Below are 16,509 nucleotides of genomic sequence, written 5' to 3' on the forward strand. Positions count from 1 at the left end.
GATCTTTTAAAGCCTCAGCTTGTCAGTTCGCCCCTACGACGCCACACTAGCGCACATGAAAAACGTCAGCCCCACCTACCTCAAGCATCACTTCCTGATTGCCATGCCGCACATGGCCGACCCGAACTTTGCCCACACCTTGACCTACATCGTCGAGCACACGGCCAATGGCGCGATGGGGCTGGTGGTCAACAGGCCGCAAGAGCTGAGCCTGGCCGACATCCTCGAACAATTGCGCCCGGACATCGAGCCGCCGGCACTCTGCGAGCATGTGCCGATCTTCATCGGCGGGCCGGTACAGACCGATCGCGGTTTCGTTCTGCACCCGGCAGGCCAGACCTTTCAGGCCACCGCGCAGCTGGACGGCGATCTCGCTCTATCGACGTCGCAGGACGTGCTCTTCGCCATCGCTGACGGCGTCGGCCCGGCGAAAAGCCTGATCACCCTCGGGTATGCCGGCTGGGAAGCCGGACAACTGGAAGCCGAACTGGCCGACAACGCCTGGCTGACCTGCCCCTACAACGCCGACATACTGTTCAACACCAGCAGCGAACTGCGCCTGCAAGCCGCCGCCCGGCACCTGGGCGTCGATCTGAACCTGCTGACCAGCCAGGCGGGTCACGCCTGATGGCCCTGCGCCTGATTCTCGGCTTCGACTACGGCACCAAACAGATCGGCGTCGCGGTCGGCCAGGTGATTACCGGCCAGGCCCGCGAGCTGTGCACCTTGAAAGCGCAGAACGGCGTGCCCAACTGGGATCAGGTCGAAGCGCTGATCAAGGAATGGAAACCCGACGCCGTGGTGGTCGGCCTGCCGCTGAACATGGACGGCACGCCAAGCGACATGTGCGTGCGCGCGGAAAAATTCGCCCGCCGTCTTAACGGCCGCTATAACCTGCCCTTCTATACTCACGATGAACGCCTGACCACCTTTGAAGCCAAAGGCGAGCGGCTGGTGCGCGGCGGGCAGAAGGGCAGTTACCGCGACAACCCGGTGGACGCCATCGCCGCCGCTCTGCTGTTGCAGGGCTGGCTCGATGAGAACACTGCATTGTTTGAATCCTGACAAGCGCTTCGGCGCTTTTCTTTTGGTTATAAACCGAGCCTCGTCCTGCAGGACACGGCCCGGATTCACGAAGGAGCAACCATGAGCCTGCCCAATCCCGCCGATCTGATCAGCCAGATGGCAACTCGCCTCAAGGCGCACCTTGCCCAGCGTGAGATCAGCGAACCGCGTTTTATCGGCATCCGCACGGGCGGTATCTGGGTCGCGCAGGCACTGCTCAAGGAACTGGCCAGCGATGCGCCACTGGGCACGCTGGATGTGTCCTTCTACCGCGACGACTTCAGCCAGAACGGCCTGCACCCGCAAGTGCGCCCGTCCGCCCTGCCCTTCGAAATCGAAGGCCAGCATCTGGTGCTGATCGATGACGTACTGATGAGCGGTCGCACCATCCGCGCCGCCATGAATGAATTGTTCGATTACGGCCGCCCGGCCAGCGTCACGCTGGTCTGCCTGCTGGACCTGGACGCCGGCGAACTGCCGATCCGCCCGAACGTGGTTGGCGCCACCCTGACGCTGGGCGCCCATCAGCGGGTCAAGCTGTCCGGCCCCGAGCCGCTGACGCTTGAACTGCAAGACGTCACCCTTTAATCCGCCCTATTGAGAGTCCCCCTCGCGATGACGCCTCTAGATACCAAGCGCCCGCTGCAGCTCAATGATCAGGGCCAGCTGCGCCACTTCCTCTCGCTCGACGGTTTGCGCCGCGAGCTGCTGACGGAAATCCTCGACACTGCCGACTCGTTCCTGGAAGTCGGTGCCCGGGCGGTGAAGAAAGTCCCGTTGCTGCGCGGCAAGACCGTGTGCAACGTGTTTTTCGAAAACTCCACGCGCACCCGCACCACCTTCGAACTGGCGGCCCAGCGCCTGTCGGCGGACGTGATTACCCTGAACGTGTCGACATCGTCGGCGAGCAAGGGCGAAACCCTGCTCGATACCCTGCGTAACCTGGAAGCCATGGCTGCCGACATGTTTGTCGTGCGCCACGGTGATTCCGGCGCCGCGCACTTCATCGCCGAGCATGTCTGCCCGCAAGTGGCGATCATCAACGGCGGCGACGGCCGCCACGCTCATCCGACGCAGGGCATGCTCGACATGCTCACCATTCGCCGGCACAAGGGCGGTTTCGAAAATCTCTCGGTGGCGATCGTCGGCGACATCCTGCACTCGCGGGTGGCGCGCTCGAACATGCTCGCTTTGAAAACCCTCGGCTGCCCCGACATCCGCGTGATCGCGCCGAAAACCCTGCTGCCGATCGGCATCGAGCAATACGGCGTGAAGGTCTACACCGACATGGCCGAAGGCCTGAAGGATGTCGATGTGGTGATCATGCTGCGCCTGCAGCGTGAGCGCATGACCGGCGGGCTGCTGCCGAGCGAGGGCGAGTTCTACCGCCTGTTCGGCCTGACCACCGCGCGTCTGGCCGGGGCAAAACCCGATTGCATCGTCATGCACCCGGGGCCGATCAACCGGGGCGTGGAAATCGAGTCGGCGGTGGCTGACGGTCCGCACTCGGTGATCCTCAATCAAGTCACCTACGGCATCGCGATTCGTATGGCCGTGCTGTCCATGGCCATGAGCGGGCAGACTGCCCAGCGCCAATTCGAGCAGGAGAACGCCCAGTGAAGCTCAGCATCCTCGGCGCACGCGTTATCGATCCAAGCAGCGGGTTGGATCAAATCACCGACATCCACGTTGAAGCCTGCAAGATTGTCGCCCTCGGCGCGGCGCCGGCCGGTTTCACCGCAGTAGAAACCATCGATGCCCAGGGTCTGGTCGCCGCGCCTGGCCTGGTCGACCTCAACGTCGCCCTGCGCGAACCGGGCTACAGCCGCAAGGGTTCGATCGTCAGCGAAACCCGCGCCGCCGCTGCCGGTGGCGTGACCAGCCTGTGCTGCCCGCCAAAGACCAAACCGGTACTCGACACCTCGGCCGTGGCCGAACTGATCCTCGACCGGGCCCGCGAGGCCGGCAACGCCAAGGTGTTCCCGATTGGCGCGCTGAGCAAAGGTCTGGACGGCGAACAACTTGCCGAACTGGTCGCTCTGCGTGACGCCGGTTGCGTTGCATTCGGCAACGGCCTGGAGAGTTTTCGCAACAGCCGCACGCTGTGCCGGGCCCTGGAATACGCGGCGACCTTTGACCTGACAGTGATTTTCAACTCACAGGATCACGACCTGGCCGAGGGCGGGCTGGCCCACGAAGGTGCGGTTGCCAGCTTCCTCGGTCTGCCGGGGATTCCCGAAACTGCCGAAACCGTGGCGCTGGCCCGCGACCTGCTGCTGGTCGAGCAGACTGGCGTGCGCGCACACTTCAGCCAGTTGACCAGTGCGCGCGGCGTGGCACTGATTGCCCAAGCGCAGGCCCGTGGCCTGAAAGTCACCGCCGATGTCGCGCTGTATCAGTTGATTCTGACTGACGAAGCGCTGATCGACTTCAACAGCCTCTATCACGTGCAACCGCCGCTGCGTACCCGCGCCGACCGCGATGGCCTGCGTGAGGCGGTGAAATCCGGCGTGGTCTCGGCGATCTCCAGCCATCACCAACCCCACGAGCGCGACGCCAAACTGGCGCCGTTCGGCGCGACAGAGCCGGGCATCAGCAGCGTTGAACTGCTGCTGCCACTGGCGATGACGCTGGTTGAGGACGGATTGCTCGACTTGCCAACGCTGCTGGCACGCCTGAGTGCCGGCCCGGCCGAAGCCTTGCGCTTGCCGGCGGGCAAACTGGCGGTGGGCGGCCCGGCGGATATCGTGCTGTTCGATCCCAAGGCATCGACAGTGGCCGGTGAACAATGGCTATCGAAGGGTGAGAACTGCCCGTTCCTTGGGCATACGTTGCCGGGCGTGGTTCGCTACACGCTGGTGGATGGGCGGATCAGTCACCGGGTGTAAATCTGTGGCGAGGGAGCAAGCTCCCTCGCCACATTTACTGAAAGGCGCCGCGATTCTGGGCATTACGCACCGAGACCTGATCATTCAGTGTCCAGAAGTCATACAGCACGCCAAGAAAGAACAACCCGCCCGTCAGCAGATACAGCAAGCCGCTGATCCACTTGCCCTGGTACATCCGGTGCACGCCGAACACACCCAGGAAGGTGAGCAGAATCCACGCGACGTTGTACTCGATCGGCCCGTCCGCGAATCTCAGGTCCGCTTCACGGTCCATCGCCGGGATCAGCAATACGTCGATCAGCCAGCCAATCCCCAGCAAACCGAAAGTGAAAAACCAGATCGTACCGGTCACGGGCTTGCCGTAATAAAAGCGGTGAGCGCCTGTGAACCCGAAAATCCACAGCAGGTAGCCGATGACTTTGCTGTGGGTGTCTTTTTCCTTCACGCGGGGTAGCTGATAGCTGTTCATTAAGACCTCATTGCGCTCGATAGATAAATATTCTTCATTTCTTTGTGACTTTTTTACGAGTGGCCGACGTATGGCAAATGTTACCGTTGCTAGCGCGAAACCCTTGTAGAACCTGACTTCTGTCGGACAATTGCGTCCTTTTTGCGGTTTTTTGGTTCCGTAGCAGGTCGAATGAATCGATGAACGGCCTCGGAGGGACAAAAAAAGCTGTTATAAAGTTGCGCGCTATCACTCAAGAGCCACGCCTAATGCGACCATTTTTCAAGACATGGCTAACTATTTGCCTATTAATGCCACTGGCCGCCCACGCCACCAATCGTGAGCAACGTCTTCCCAACGTTAACGGCTTCACCCCTAAATCCCATGCTTCGGCTCCTTCGAGCAAAAGCAGCAAGAACAAAACCACCACGCTGAGCAGCAAGAGCCACAGCAAGCTGGTGCCGCCAATGGCGAGCAAGGAAAGCAGCAATGTGCTGAGCCGTGCAGTGAATGTACTCGGTACACCTTATCGTTGGGGCGGCAGCAGCCCAAGTAAAGGCTTCGATTGCAGCGGCCTGGTGAAATACGCGTTCAATGACGCCACGTTCGACCTGCCACGCACCTCCAATGCCATGGCCAGCGGTCACGGCGAGAAAGTCGAGCGCAAGGATCTCAAGCCGGGCGACCTGATTTTCTTCAACATCAAAAGCCGCCGGGTCAATCACGTTGCCATCTACCTGGGCAACGACCGCTTCATCCACGCTCCGCGTCGTGGCAAAGCGGTGAGCATTGATACGCTGAACAAGCCGTACTGGCAAAAACATTACGTTGTCGCCAAGCGTGTGTTGCCGAAAGATCAGCAGCAGATGCGCGTCGTCCAGCGCTGATCTGATTGATCCAGGATTAGCTCCAGCAGTACCGGCCTCTTCGCGAGCAGGCTCGCTCCCACAGGTGACAGCATTCCAGCTGAAGGAATGCGGTTTAATGTGGGAGCGAGCCTGCTCGCGAAGGGGCCGGCAGCCGCACCACAGACCCTCAGAAATTATCCGGCGTACGCGCCTTTTCCCGCGCATGTTCTCGGCTGATCAAGCCCTTGGTCACCAGATCCTTCAGGCACATATCGAGTGTCTGCATTCCCAACGATCCGCCGGTCTGAATCGCCGAATACATCTGCGCCACCTTGTCCTCACGGATCAGGTTACGGATCGCCGCGGTGCCCAGCATGATCTCGTGCGCCGCCACCCGCCCGCCGCCGATCTTCTTGATCAGCGTCTGCGACACCACCGCCAGCAACGATTCCGACAGCATCGAGCGCACCATTGATTTCTCGTCGCCGGGGAAAACGTCGACCACTCGGTCGATAGTCTTGGCAGCCGAAGTGGTGTGCAGGGTGCCGAACACCAGATGGCCGGTCTCAGCCGCCGTCAGCGCCAGTCGAATGGTTTCCAGATCACGCATCTCGCCCACCAGAATCACGTCCGGGTCTTCGCGCAGTGCCGAACGAAGCGCGGTGGCGAAACTGCGGGTATCGCGGTGGACTTCGCGCTGATTGATCAGGCATTTGCGCGATTCGTGAACGAATTCGATCGGGTCTTCGATGGTCAGGATGTGGTGATGCCGATGGGTGTTCAGGTAATCGATCATCGCCGCCAGCGTGGTCGATTTGCCGGAGCCGGTCGGACCGGTCACCAGCACCAGCCCGCGCGGCGCATCGGTGATCTTGCGGAAAACATCGCCCATGGCGAGGTCTTCCATGCTCAGCACCTTGGAGGGAATGGTACGGAACACCGCACCCGCCCCACGGTTCTGGTTGAACGCATTGACCCGAAACCGCGCGATGCCGGGAACGTCGAAGGAAAAATCGGTTTCCAGATTTTTCTCGAAGTCGACCCGCTGGGTGTCGTTCATGATGTCGTAGATCAATTCATGCACTTGCTTGTGATCCAGCGCCGGCAGATTGATCCGTCGCACATCGCCATCGACGCGGATCATCGGCGGCAGACCGGCCGACAGGTGCAGGTCGGAAGCGCCCTGTTTGGCGCTGAAGGCCAGCAGTTCAGTGATATCCATAGCGTCCCTCAATTCCAGTAGAATGCCGCGAACCTTCAGCCGCCGGCGCCTCTTGATGTCCACGATAGCAGACAACATCCAACTGGTTAGTTCGCGCATCCAGGCAGCGGTAAAAGCTGCAAACCGCGCTGAAAACAGCGTGCAGTTGCTGGCCGTGAGCAAGACCAAACCTGCCGAGGCCCTGCGTGAAGCCCATGCCGCCGGCCTGCGCGATTTTGGCGAGAACTACCTGCAGGAAGCGCTCGGCAAACAGCTCGAACTGGCCGACCTGCCCTTGATCTGGCACTTCATCGGCCCCATTCAATCGAACAAGACTCGCGCCATTGCCGAGCATTTCGACTGGGTGCATTCCGTGGACCGCCTGAAAATTGCCCAACGCCTGTCCGAACAACGCCCTGCCGACCTGCCGCCGCTGAACATCTGCATTCAGGTCAATGTCAGTGGTGAAGCGAGCAAATCCGGCTGCACCCCGGCTGATCTGCCGGCGCTGGCCGAAGCCATCAGCAAACTGCCGCGTTTGCGGCTGCGCGGGCTGATGGCGATTCCCGAGCCGACCGAAGATCGCGCCGAACAGGATGCCGCGTTCGCTGCCGTGCAAGAGTTGCAGGCCAGCCTTGCGCTGCCGCTCGACACGTTGTCCATGGGCATGAGCCACGACCTCGAGTCGGCCATCGCCCAAGGCGCCACCTGGGTGCGGATCGGTACCGCGCTGTTCGGCGCCAGAAATCATTCCCAGTCTTGAACGTTTCCAGATAAGGACCACACATGAGCAACACACGTATTGCGTTTATCGGTGCGGGCAACATGGCGGCCAGTCTGATTGGCGGTCTGCGCGCCAAGGGTCTGGAAGCGGCGCAGATTCGCGCCAGCGATCCGGGCGAGGACACCCGCGCCAAGGTCAGCGCCGAGCACGGCATCGAAACCTTCGCCGATAACGCCCAGGCCATCGACGGCGTCGACGTCATCGTGCTGGCGGTCAAGCCGCAGGCAATGAAAGCCGTTTGCGAGGCGATCCGCCCGAGCCTTCAGCCCAATCAACTGGTGGTCTCGATCGCCGCCGGCATCACTTGCGCGAGCATGACCGCGTGGCTCGGCGAACAGCCGATCGTGCGCTGCATGCCGAACACCCCGGCCCTGCTGCGTCAGGGCGTCAGCGGTTTGTACGCGACCAGCGAAGTGACCGCCGAGCAGCGCCAGCAAGCCGAAGAGTTGCTGTCAGCCGTCGGCATTGCCCTGTGGCTGAACGAAGAACAGCAACTGGACGCCGTGACCGCTGTGTCCGGGTCGGGTCCTGCGTATTTCTTTCTGCTCATCGAAGCCATGACCGCAGCCGGCGTCAAGCTCGGCCTGCCCAAGGAAATCGCCGGGCAATTGACCGTGCAAACCGCCTTGGGCGCCGCGCACATGGCCGTCTCCAGCGACGTTGACGCTGCCGAGCTGCGTCGCCGCGTGACGTCGCCAAACGGCACCACGGAAGCTGCAATCAAATCATTCCAGGCTGGCGGCTTCGAAGCGCTGGTCGAAACCGCACTCGGCGCCGCCGCGCACCGCTCGGCCGAAATGGCCGAACAACTGGGCAAATAAGGAGCCTTTCATGATCGGATTGAACACCGCAGCGGTTTACGTGCTGCAAACCCTTGGCAGCCTATACCTGCTGATCGTGCTGCTGCGCTTTGTCCTGCAACTGGTGCGGGCGAATTTCTACAACCCGCTGTGCCAGTTCGTGGTCAAGGCCACGCAGCCGCTGCTCAAACCGCTGCGTCGGATCATCCCGAGCCTGTTCGGCCTCGACATGTCGTCGCTGGTACTGGCGATTCTGGTGCAACTGCTGCTGATGGCGCTGACCCTGCTGCTGACCTACGGAACAATCGGCAATCCGCTGCAACTGTTTATCTGGTCGCTGATCGGCGTTACGGCGCTGTTCCTGAAGATCTTTTTCTTCGCCCTGATCATCAGCGTGATCCTCTCCTGGGTCGCGCCGGGCAGCCACAACCCGGGCGCCGAGCTGGTCAATCAGATCTGCGAGCCGGCCTTGGCGCCGTTCCGCAAATTCCTGCCGAACCTGGGCGGTCTGGACCTGTCGCCGATCTTTGCCTTCCTCGCGCTGAAGCTGATCGACATGCTGGTGATCAACAATCTGGCGGCGATGACGATGATGCCGGAGATTCTGCGTTTGCTGATGTAAGCCGGTGCGTTCGGTTTGAATCACCGATACGCCATTTTCGCGAGCAGGCTCGCTCCCACACTGGATCGCATTTCAACTGTGGGAGCGAGCCTGCTCGCGAATGGCTGCACCTCGGTCCAGAGCGAACACGGCGAGCCCCATCGTTGCTTGCCGCTAACCCCCCCGGTCTTTAGACTTACGCCTCATTTCAACGAGAGCAGGGTCGATGCCAACTGCCTTTCCCCCCGATTCTGTTGGCCTGGTAACGCCGCAAACCGCGCATTTCAGCGAACCGCTGGCGCTGGCATGCGGACGATCACTGGCCGCCTATGACCTGATCTACGAAACCTACGGCACGCTGAACGCGCAGGCGAGCAACGCCGTGCTGATCTGCCACGCCTTGTCCGGCCACCATCACGCTGCCGGTTACCACAGCGTCGACGACCGCAAGCCGGGCTGGTGGGACAGCTGCATTGGCCCGGGCAAGCCGATCGACACTAACAAGTTTTTCGTGGTCAGCCTCAACAACCTCGGCGGCTGCAACGGCTCCACCGGCCCGAGCAGCGTGAACCCGGAGACAGGCAAGCCCTTCGGCGCTGATTTCCCCGTGCTCACCGTCGAAGACTGGGTGCACAGCCAGGCGCGTCTGGCGGATTTGCTCGGGATCGGCCAGTGGGCGGCGGTGATCGGTGGCAGCCTCGGCGGCATGCAGGCGCTGCAATGGACCATCACCTATCCGGATCGCGTGCGCCATTGCCTGGCCATCGCCTCGGCGCCCAAGCTCTCGGCGCAGAACATTGCTTTCAACGAGGTGGCGCGTCAGGCGATCCTCACTGACCCTGAATTCCACGGCGGTTCGTTCCAGGAACAGGGCGTGATCCCCAAGCGCGGGCTGATGCTGGCGCGGATGGTCGGGCACATCACGTACCTGTCCGACGACTCCATGGGCGAGAAATTCGGCCGTGGCCTGAAAAGCGAAAAGCTCAACTACGACTTCCACAGCGTCGAATTTCAGGTCGAAAGCTACCTGCGCTATCAAGGCGAAGAGTTCTCCGGACGCTTCGACGCCAACACTTATCTGTTGATGACCAAGGCGCTGGATTACTTCGATCCGGCGGCGAACTTCGACGATGATCTGGCGAAAACCTTCGAACACGCCACGGCGAAATTCTGCGTGATGTCGTTCACCACCGACTGGCGCTTCTCCCCGGCCCGCTCGCGGGAGCTGGTGGACGCACTGATGGCCGCGCGCAAAGACGTCAGCTATCTGGAAATCGACGCGCCGCAGGGCCACGACGCCTTCCTGATTCCGATCCCGCGCTACCTGCAGGCGTTCGGCAATTACATGAACCGCATTTCGTTGTGAGAAAGCCATGAGAGCTGATCTGGAAATCATCCAGGAATGGATCCCCGCCGGCAGCCGTGTCCTTGACCTGGGTTGCGGCGACGGCGAGCTGCTGACCTGGCTGCGCGACAACAAGAACGTCACCGGTTATGGCCTGGAAAACGACGCGGACAACATCGCCGAGTGCGTGGCCAAGGGCATCAACGTCATCGAGCAGGATCTGGACAAAGGGCTGGGCAACTTCGCCAGCAACAGTTTCGACATTGTCGTCATGACCCAGGCGCTGCAGGCCGTGCATTACCCGGACAAGATCCTCGACGAAATGCTCCGCGTCGGCCGCCAGTGCATCATCACCTTCCCGAATTTCGGCCACTGGCGCTGCCGCTGGTACCTGGCGAGCAAGGGCCGGATGCCGGTGTCCGAGTTTCTGCCGTACACCTGGTACAACACGCCGAACATTCACTTCTGCACGTTTGAAGATTTCGAAGCACTGTGCCGCGAACGTGACGCCAAGGTCATTGATCGGCTTGCCGTGGATCAACAGCACCGCCACGGGTGGGCCAGTAAGCTATGGCCTAATCTGTTAGGTGAAATCGGTATCTACCGCGTCAGCAGCCCGGTGCTGGCTGATCACAAGGTCGCGGTCTGAGCCGAGCCATTCGAGGAGCATGATCATGGGTCGTTTAGCGTTGTTGTTACTCACCGCCTGCCTGAGTGCCGGCGCTTTGGCGGCCGACGTCATCAAGGGTGAACGCAAGGAAACCTTCGGCGACGTTACGGTGCATTACAACACCTTCAACTCGACGTTCCTGCAACCGGACATCGCCAAGGCCGCAGAGCTGGTGCGCAGCAAGCATCAGGGTGTGATCAATGTCTCGGTGATGAAGAACGGCAAACCGCTGATCGCGAGCGTCACCGGTACGGTCAAGGACCTGACCAGCCAGAGCGTGCCGTTGAATTTCCGTCAGGTCACCGAACAGGGCGCGATCTATTACATCGCTCAATACCCGGTGCCCCAGCAGGAAACCCGCACCTTTGAAATCAAGGTGCAGAACGGCGACAAGATCAACACCATCAACTTCAACCAAGAACTCTTTCCCGGCGAATGATGAACATCAAGCAGCTCGTACTGGCCAGCCATAACGCCGGCAAACTCAAAGAACTCCAGGCCATGCTCGGCGAATCGGTGCAACTGCGCTCGATTGGCGAGTGGAGCAAGGTCGAGCCGGAAGAAACCGGCCTGTCGTTCGTCGAGAATGCGATTCTCAAGGCACGCAACGCCGCACGCATTTCCGGGCTGCCGGCGCTGGCCGACGACTCCGGGCTGGCGGTGGATTTCCTGGGCGGCGCCCCGGGCATCTACTCGGCGCGCTATGCCGATGGCCAGGGCGATGCGGCGAACAACGCCAAACTGCTCGACGCGCTAAAAGACGTACCGCAAGCCGAACGCGGCGCGCAGTTCGTTTGCGTGCTGGCCCTGGTGCGTCACGCCGACGATCCGTTGCCAATCCTCTGCGAAGGCTTGTGGCACGGGCGCATCCTGACCGCCGCCAGCGGCGAACACGGTTTCGGTTACGACCCGTTGTTCTGGGTGCCGGAGCGCGACTGCTCCAGCGCCGAATTGAGCCCGGCCGACAAGAACCGGATCAGCCACCGCGCCCGTGCAATGGATCTGCTGCGCCAGCGTCTGGGCTTGAAATGACCACTGATTCCTCTGCGTCGTCGCTGATCATCGGCGGCGCCGCGTCTTCGCCCCGGGCGCCGCTGCCAACCCTGCCGCCCCTGGCGCTGTACATCCACATTCCGTGGTGTGTGCGCAAATGCCCTTATTGCGATTTCAATTCCCACACCGCCAGCCCCGTGCTGCCGGAGCAGGAGTACGTCGACGCGTTGCTGGCCGATCTCGATCAGGATCTGCACGCTGTTTATGGCCGTGAAATCAGCTCGATCTTTTTTGGCGGCGGTACGCCAAGTCTGTTCAGTGCCGAGGCGCTTGGACGGTTATTGAAAGGCGTCGAGCAACGCATTCCGTTTGCTCACGATATCGAAATCACCCTTGAGGCCAATCCCGGCACCTTCGAACAAGAGAAGTTCGTCGCGTATCGCAAGCTCGGCATCAATCGGCTGTCGATCGGGATTCAGAGTTTCCAGCAGGAGAAGCTTGAGGCGCTCGGTCGTATTCACAACGGCGACGAAGCGGTCCGCGCCGCCGGCATGGCACGACAAGCCGGGTTCGATAACTTCAACCTCGACTTGATGCACGGCCTACCGGACCAGTCGCTGGACGACGCCTTGAGCGACCTGCGCCAGGCCATCGCGCTGAACCCGACGCACATCTCCTGGTATCAACTGACGCTGGAGCCAAATACCGTGTTCTGGAACCAGCCGCCGATGCTGCCCGAAGACGACACGCTGTGGGACATTCAAGAAGCCGGGCAAGCGCTGCTGGCCGAACACGGTTACGCGCAGTATGAAGTGTCGGCTTATGCCCAGGCCGGTCGCCCGGCGAGGCACAACCTCAATTACTGGAGTTTCGGCGATTTCATCGGCATCGGCGCGGGCGCCCATGGCAAGCTCAGCCACCCGAACGGGCGTATCGTGCGGACGTGGAAAACCCGACTGCCGAAGGATTACCTGAATCCAGCGAAAAGCTTTCAGGCCGGTGAGAAAGCCCTGACGAACGACGAGATGCCATTCGAGTTTCTGATGAATGCCCTGCGCCTGACCGCAGGCGTGGAATCGCGCCTGTATAGCGAGCGAACCGGTCTGTCGCTGGACACCCTTGCCGAAGGCCGGCGCGAGGCCGAACAAAGCGGTCTGATGCAGGTCGAACCGTCACGCCTGGCGGCGACTGAGCGCGGCCAGTTGTTCCTCAACGACTTGCTGCAACAATTTCTGAATTGAGCCCAACGCTTAACGGCAGCCCTAAGGAAAACCCATGGACCTGATACTCGACCTGCTCGCCACCGTCTCCCGCTGGAGCCGCAGCAACCTTTCGGAAATCGCCCTGGCGCTGGTCGGCTGCCTGCTGGTGCTGTTCGGCGCCGATTTCAAAGGCTGGGTCGAGCAACGCCTGGGCAGCATCGCCGGCGCCCTGCGCGTCCCGCTGATGGCGTTGCTGTGCCTGATCGGCAGCGGCGCCGCGCTGATCTACGCCACGCCTTGGGTAATCAAGGGTTTGAGCCAGTTCAACAACTACAGCCTGGCGCCGGTGTTGTTGGTGGTGCTGGTACTGATCGGCGTGGTCGCGGATCGCCGCTAAATTGCATACACCACAAAACACCGTGGGAGCGAGCCTGCTCGCGAAGGCGTCTTAACATTCAACATCATCGTTGATTGTCAGACCGCTTTCGCGAGCAGGCTCGCTCCCACATGGGTACTGCGCAGTTTAAGACAGCTTTTCGAACTTCAGATCCCACACGCCATGGCCAAGACGTTCGCCGCGACGTTCGAACTTGGTGATCGGGCGTTCGGCCGGGCGCGGGACGCATTTGCCGTCTTCGGCGAGGTTGCGGTAGCCCGGGGCGACGTTCATGACTTCCAGCATATATTCGGCGTACGGCTCCCAGTCGGTGGCCATGTGCAGAATGCCGCCGACCTTCAACTTGCTGCGCACCAGTTCAGCGAACGAGGCCTGAACGATACGGCGCTTGTGATGGCGGCTCTTGTGCCACGGGTCCGGGAAAAACAGCATCAGGCGATCGAGGCTGTTATCGGCGATGCAGCGGTTGAGCACTTCGATCGCGTCGCAATCATAGACCCGCAGGTTGGTCAGGCCCTGAGTCAGCACGCCATTGAGCAGCGCGCCAACACCCGGACGGTGCACTTCAACACCAATGAAATCCTGCTCCGGCGCAGCGGCAGCCATTTCCAGCAGCGAGTGGCCCATGCCGAAACCGATCTCCAGCGAGCGCGGCGCCGAGCGGCCGAATACCTGGTCGTAATCGACCGGAGCATCGGCCAGCGGCAGGACGTACAGCGGCGCGCCCTGATCCAGGCCGCGTTGCTGGCCTTCGGTCATACGCCCGGCGCGCATCACGAAACTCTTGATGCGGCGGTGTTGGCGCTCATCGCCTTCGTCCGGCTGGACAGGCGTGTCGTTCGATTCAGTCATCAATGGCTCTTACTTGATCAGACCATCCAGCGGCGAAGAGGCGCTGGCATAGAGTTTTTTCGGCATGCGGCCGGCGAGGTAGGCCAGACGACCCGCGATGATCGCGTGTTGCATGGCCTGGGCCATCATCACTGGCTGCTGGGCGTGCGCGATGGCCGAGTTCATCAGTACAGCGTCGCAGCCCAGTTCCATGGCGATGGTCGCGTCGGACGCGGTACCGACACCGGCATCGACCAGCACCGGGATTTTTGCTTCTTCAAGGATGATCTGCAGGTTGTACGGGTTGCAGATCCCCAGGCCCGAACCGATCAGACCGGCCAGCGGCATGACCGCGATGCACCCGATCTCGGCCAGTTGGCGGGCAATGATCGGGTCATCGCTGGTGTAAACCATCACGTCGAAGCCTTCCTTGACCAGCGTTTCGGCAGCCTTGAGGGTTTCGATCACGTTGGGGAACAGGGTTTTCTGGTCGGCCAGCACTTCCAGCTTCACCAGATTGTGGCCGTCGAGCAGCTCACGGGCCAGACGGCAGGTGCGCACGGCTTCGATGGCGTCGTAGCAACCGGCGGTGTTCGGCAGGAAGGTGTAGCGATCCGGCGACAGCACTTCGAGCAGGTTCGGCTCGCCTTCGATCTGGCCCAGGTTAGTGCGGCGCACAGCAAAGGTGACGATCTCGGCACCCGAGGCTTCGATGGCCTGACGGGTTTCTTCCATGTCACGGTACTTGCCGGTACCGACCAGCAAACGCGACTGGTAAGTACGACCGGCCAGCACAAAAGGCTTGTCGCTACGAACGATGCTCATGGGGAATCCTCTTGAGGGGTGAGGGTCTTGCACAATACTGCAGGGCGGCGGATGAATCAGCCGCCGCCGATGGCGTGCACCACTTCGACAGTGTCGCCGTCGTTTAGCGTGGTGTCGGCATGCTGGCTACGCGGGACGATGTCCAGATTGAGTTCGACCGCCACCCGGCGTCCGGTCAGATCCAGACGGGTCAGCAGGGCCGCAACGGTTTCACCGTCGGGCAATTCAAGGGGCTCACCGTTCAACTGAATGCGCATGCACAACGCCGCCATCATTTTTAGGGGCTGGCATTCTAGCCCGATCAGTCAGACTGACCCAAGCCATTCGTCTTGAAACCCGTCCGTGTAGGAGCTGCCGAAGGCTGCGATCTTTTGTTCTTGAAAAACAAAATCAAAAAATCGCAGCCTTCGGCAGCTCCTACAGGAGGGAGCGTCAGATTCAGGATAGGCGCCAAGCGGCGAGCCCGAGGCAAACCCAACCGATGAGAAACGCCAGGCCACCGAACGGGGTGATGATGCCGAGCTTGCTGATCCCGGTGGTTGTGAGCAGATAAAGGCTGCCCGAGAACAGCAGAATGCCAATGGTGAAGGATGCGCCGGCCCAAGTGACCAGTCGACCCTGAATCTGCGTCGCCAGCAGCGCTACACCGAACAGCGCAAGGGTGTGCACCAGTTGATAGGTGACGCCGGTATGGAAAATCGTCAGGTACTCAGGTGTCAGGCGGTTTTTCAGGCCATGGGCAGCGAAGGCGCCCAGCGCAACACCGGTAAAGCCGAAAAAAGCGGCCAGCATCAAAAAGCCACGCAGCATGGGGAACTCCAGTCAGACGCGATCGGCAAGGTCTGTATAATGGCCCGCTCCACGGGTTCGGCCAAGCCATCTCTATGTTGCGTTCAATTTTCCGTCGTCTCACGAAGGCCCTGCTCTGGTTCGCGGGCGGCAGCGTTTTGCTGGTGATGCTGTTTCGCTTCGTGCCGCCACCCGGCACGGCGCTGATGGTCGAGCGCAAGATCGAATCCTGGGTCGATGGCGAGCCAATCGATTTGCAGCGCACCTGGAAGCCATGGGACGAGATCTCCGACGATCTGAAGGTGGCGGTGATTGCCGGCGAAGACCAGAAATTCCCCGAGCACTGGGGTTTCGATCTGCGCGCAATCCAGGCTGCGTTGGCCCATAACGAACTGGGCGGATCGATTCGCGGCGCCAGCACCCTGAGCCAGCAAGTGTCGAAGAACCTCTTTCTGTGGTCGGGCCGCAGTTATCTGCGCAAAGGTCTGGAGGCCTGGTTTACCGCGCTGATCGAGGTGCTGTGGCCCAAGCAGCGGATTCTTGAGGTGTATCTGAACAGCGTCGAGTGGGATGACGGCGTTTTTGGGGCCGAGGCTGCCGCCCGCCATCACTTCGGTGTAAGCGCCAGGTCGCTGTCGCGGCAACAGGCGAGTTATCTGGCAGCGGTGCTGCCCAATCCGCGCGTCTGGAGTGCGAGTCATCCGACCGGTTATGTGTCACGCCGGGCCGGGTGGATTCGTCAGCAGATGAGTCAGTTGGGTGGGGACAGTTATCTGCTGGGCCTGAATGATTCGCGGCGGGCGCCTTGGGCTGAATAACACC

The 16,509-nt window shown here is 61.2% G+C and carries 22 protein-coding genes; 16 read left to right on the forward strand and 6 right to left on the reverse strand.

Annotated features, from left to right (window positions below; all coding sequences use genetic code 11):
* Window positions 1–55 precede the first annotated feature (55 nt).
* The 5 genes from HU727_RS24085 to HU727_RS24105 all read left to right on the forward strand — a co-directional run bounded on the left by HU727_RS24085 (window position 56) and on the right by HU727_RS24105 (window position 3,953).
* A complete protein-coding gene (locus HU727_RS24085; RefSeq protein WP_186530636.1) occupies window positions 56–628 on the forward strand; it encodes a YqgE/AlgH family protein in 573 nt (190 codons plus the stop codon).
* A complete protein-coding gene (gene ruvX / locus HU727_RS24090) occupies window positions 628–1,065 on the forward strand; it encodes a Holliday junction resolvase RuvX (protein WP_041476809.1) in 438 nt (145 codons plus the stop codon). Before HU727_RS24085 ends, ruvX begins: the two co-directional genes overlap by 1 nt.
* Before the next feature lie 81 nt (window positions 1,066–1,146).
* The gene (pyrR, locus tag HU727_RS24095) at window positions 1,147–1,653 is read left to right on the forward strand and encodes a bifunctional pyr operon transcriptional regulator/uracil phosphoribosyltransferase PyrR (protein ID WP_186530638.1); all 507 of its coding nucleotides are present in this window, start codon (window positions 1,147–1,149) and stop codon (window positions 1,651–1,653) included.
* 27 nt (window positions 1,654–1,680) lie between these two features.
* On the forward strand, window positions 1,681–2,685 hold the full coding sequence (locus HU727_RS24100) for an aspartate carbamoyltransferase catalytic subunit (RefSeq protein ID WP_016772736.1): 1,005 nt from the start codon (window positions 1,681–1,683) through the stop codon (window positions 2,683–2,685).
* Entirely contained in the window at window positions 2,682–3,953 is a 1,272-nt protein-coding gene (locus HU727_RS24105; RefSeq protein WP_186530640.1) for a dihydroorotase, read from the forward strand. Before HU727_RS24100 ends, HU727_RS24105 begins: the two co-directional genes overlap by 4 nt.
* Before the next feature lie 34 nt (window positions 3,954–3,987).
* Here HU727_RS24105 and HU727_RS24110 read toward each other — a convergent pair whose 3' ends face one another.
* On the reverse strand, window positions 3,988–4,422 hold the full coding sequence (locus tag HU727_RS24110; protein ID WP_186530642.1) for an NINE protein: 435 nt from the start codon (window positions 4,420–4,422) through the stop codon (window positions 3,988–3,990).
* Between the two features lie 248 nt (window positions 4,423–4,670).
* Here HU727_RS24110 and HU727_RS24115 point away from each other — a divergent pair, with 248 nt between their 5' ends.
* Window positions 4,671–5,288, forward strand: a complete 618-nt coding sequence (locus tag HU727_RS24115; RefSeq protein WP_186530644.1) for a C40 family peptidase — start codon at window positions 4,671–4,673, stop codon at window positions 5,286–5,288.
* Window positions 5,289–5,436: 148 nt separating this feature from the next.
* On the opposite strand, the gene HU727_RS24120 is transcribed toward HU727_RS24115, so the two are convergent.
* Window positions 5,437–6,471, reverse strand: coding sequence for a type IV pilus twitching motility protein PilT (locus HU727_RS24120; RefSeq protein WP_186530646.1), 1,035 nt, complete (start codon window positions 6,469–6,471; stop codon window positions 5,437–5,439).
* A 55-nt stretch (window positions 6,472–6,526) separates the two neighbouring features.
* Here HU727_RS24120 and HU727_RS24125 point away from each other — a divergent pair, with 55 nt between their 5' ends.
* From HU727_RS24125 to HU727_RS24165, 9 genes are all read left to right on the forward strand, one after another.
* Window positions 6,527–7,213 (forward strand): YggS family pyridoxal phosphate-dependent enzyme, encoded by a 687-nt coding sequence (locus HU727_RS24125; protein ID WP_186530648.1) that lies wholly within the window; start codon window positions 6,527–6,529, stop codon window positions 7,211–7,213.
* A 23-nt stretch (window positions 7,214–7,236) separates the two neighbouring features.
* A complete protein-coding gene (gene proC, locus HU727_RS24130) occupies window positions 7,237–8,055 on the forward strand; it encodes a pyrroline-5-carboxylate reductase (RefSeq protein ID WP_186530649.1) in 819 nt (272 codons plus the stop codon).
* A 10-nt stretch (window positions 8,056–8,065) separates the two neighbouring features.
* A complete protein-coding gene (locus HU727_RS24135) occupies window positions 8,066–8,656 on the forward strand; it encodes a YggT family protein (RefSeq protein WP_186530652.1) in 591 nt (196 codons plus the stop codon).
* A gap of 205 nt (window positions 8,657–8,861) precedes the next feature.
* A complete protein-coding gene (gene metX / locus HU727_RS24140) occupies window positions 8,862–10,001 on the forward strand; it encodes a homoserine O-succinyltransferase MetX (RefSeq protein ID WP_186530654.1) in 1,140 nt (379 codons plus the stop codon).
* Between the two features lie 7 nt (window positions 10,002–10,008).
* Window positions 10,009–10,629: a methionine biosynthesis protein MetW gene (gene metW / locus HU727_RS24145; RefSeq protein ID WP_186530656.1), complete on the forward strand. Its 621-nt coding sequence runs from the start codon at window positions 10,009–10,011 to the stop codon at window positions 10,627–10,629.
* A gap of 25 nt (window positions 10,630–10,654) precedes the next feature.
* A complete protein-coding gene (locus HU727_RS24150) occupies window positions 10,655–11,089 on the forward strand; it encodes a DUF4426 domain-containing protein (protein ID WP_186530658.1) in 435 nt (144 codons plus the stop codon).
* Window positions 11,086–11,682, forward strand: a complete 597-nt coding sequence (rdgB, locus tag HU727_RS24155; protein ID WP_186530660.1) for an RdgB/HAM1 family non-canonical purine NTP pyrophosphatase — start codon at window positions 11,086–11,088, stop codon at window positions 11,680–11,682. Before HU727_RS24150 ends, rdgB begins: the two co-directional genes overlap by 4 nt.
* Window positions 11,679–12,884, forward strand: a complete 1,206-nt coding sequence (gene hemW, locus HU727_RS24160; protein WP_225919893.1) for a radical SAM family heme chaperone HemW — start codon at window positions 11,679–11,681, stop codon at window positions 12,882–12,884. Before rdgB ends, hemW begins: the two co-directional genes overlap by 4 nt.
* Before the next feature lie 34 nt (window positions 12,885–12,918).
* Window positions 12,919–13,242, forward strand: a complete 324-nt coding sequence (locus HU727_RS24165) for a DUF3392 domain-containing protein (RefSeq protein WP_008083808.1) — start codon at window positions 12,919–12,921, stop codon at window positions 13,240–13,242.
* 126 nt (window positions 13,243–13,368) lie between these two features.
* On the opposite strand, the gene trmB is transcribed toward HU727_RS24165, so the two are convergent.
* The 4 genes from trmB to HU727_RS24185 form a co-directional block, all read right to left on the reverse strand.
* Entirely contained in the window at window positions 13,369–14,094 is a 726-nt protein-coding gene (gene trmB, locus HU727_RS24170) for a tRNA (guanosine(46)-N7)-methyltransferase TrmB (RefSeq protein WP_016772721.1), read from the reverse strand.
* A gap of 9 nt (window positions 14,095–14,103) precedes the next feature.
* A complete protein-coding gene (locus HU727_RS24175; protein ID WP_186530662.1) occupies window positions 14,104–14,898 on the reverse strand; it encodes a thiazole synthase in 795 nt (264 codons plus the stop codon).
* A 56-nt stretch (window positions 14,899–14,954) separates the two neighbouring features.
* Window positions 14,955–15,155 (reverse strand): sulfur carrier protein ThiS, encoded by a 201-nt coding sequence (gene thiS / locus HU727_RS24180; RefSeq protein WP_186530664.1) that lies wholly within the window; start codon window positions 15,153–15,155, stop codon window positions 14,955–14,957.
* A gap of 181 nt (window positions 15,156–15,336) precedes the next feature.
* Window positions 15,337–15,708, reverse strand: a complete 372-nt coding sequence (locus tag HU727_RS24185) for a DUF423 domain-containing protein (RefSeq protein WP_186530666.1) — start codon at window positions 15,706–15,708, stop codon at window positions 15,337–15,339.
* Window positions 15,709–15,782: 74 nt separating this feature from the next.
* Between HU727_RS24185 and mtgA the strand changes: the two genes are divergently transcribed.
* Entirely contained in the window at window positions 15,783–16,505 is a 723-nt protein-coding gene (gene mtgA / locus HU727_RS24190; RefSeq protein WP_186530668.1) for a monofunctional biosynthetic peptidoglycan transglycosylase, read from the forward strand.
* The last annotated feature ends 4 nt before the right edge of the window (window positions 16,506–16,509 follow it).

The organism is Pseudomonas khorasanensis (assembly GCF_014268505.2).
GTDB lineage: Bacteria > Pseudomonadota > Gammaproteobacteria > Pseudomonadales > Pseudomonadaceae > Aquipseudomonas > Aquipseudomonas khorasanensis.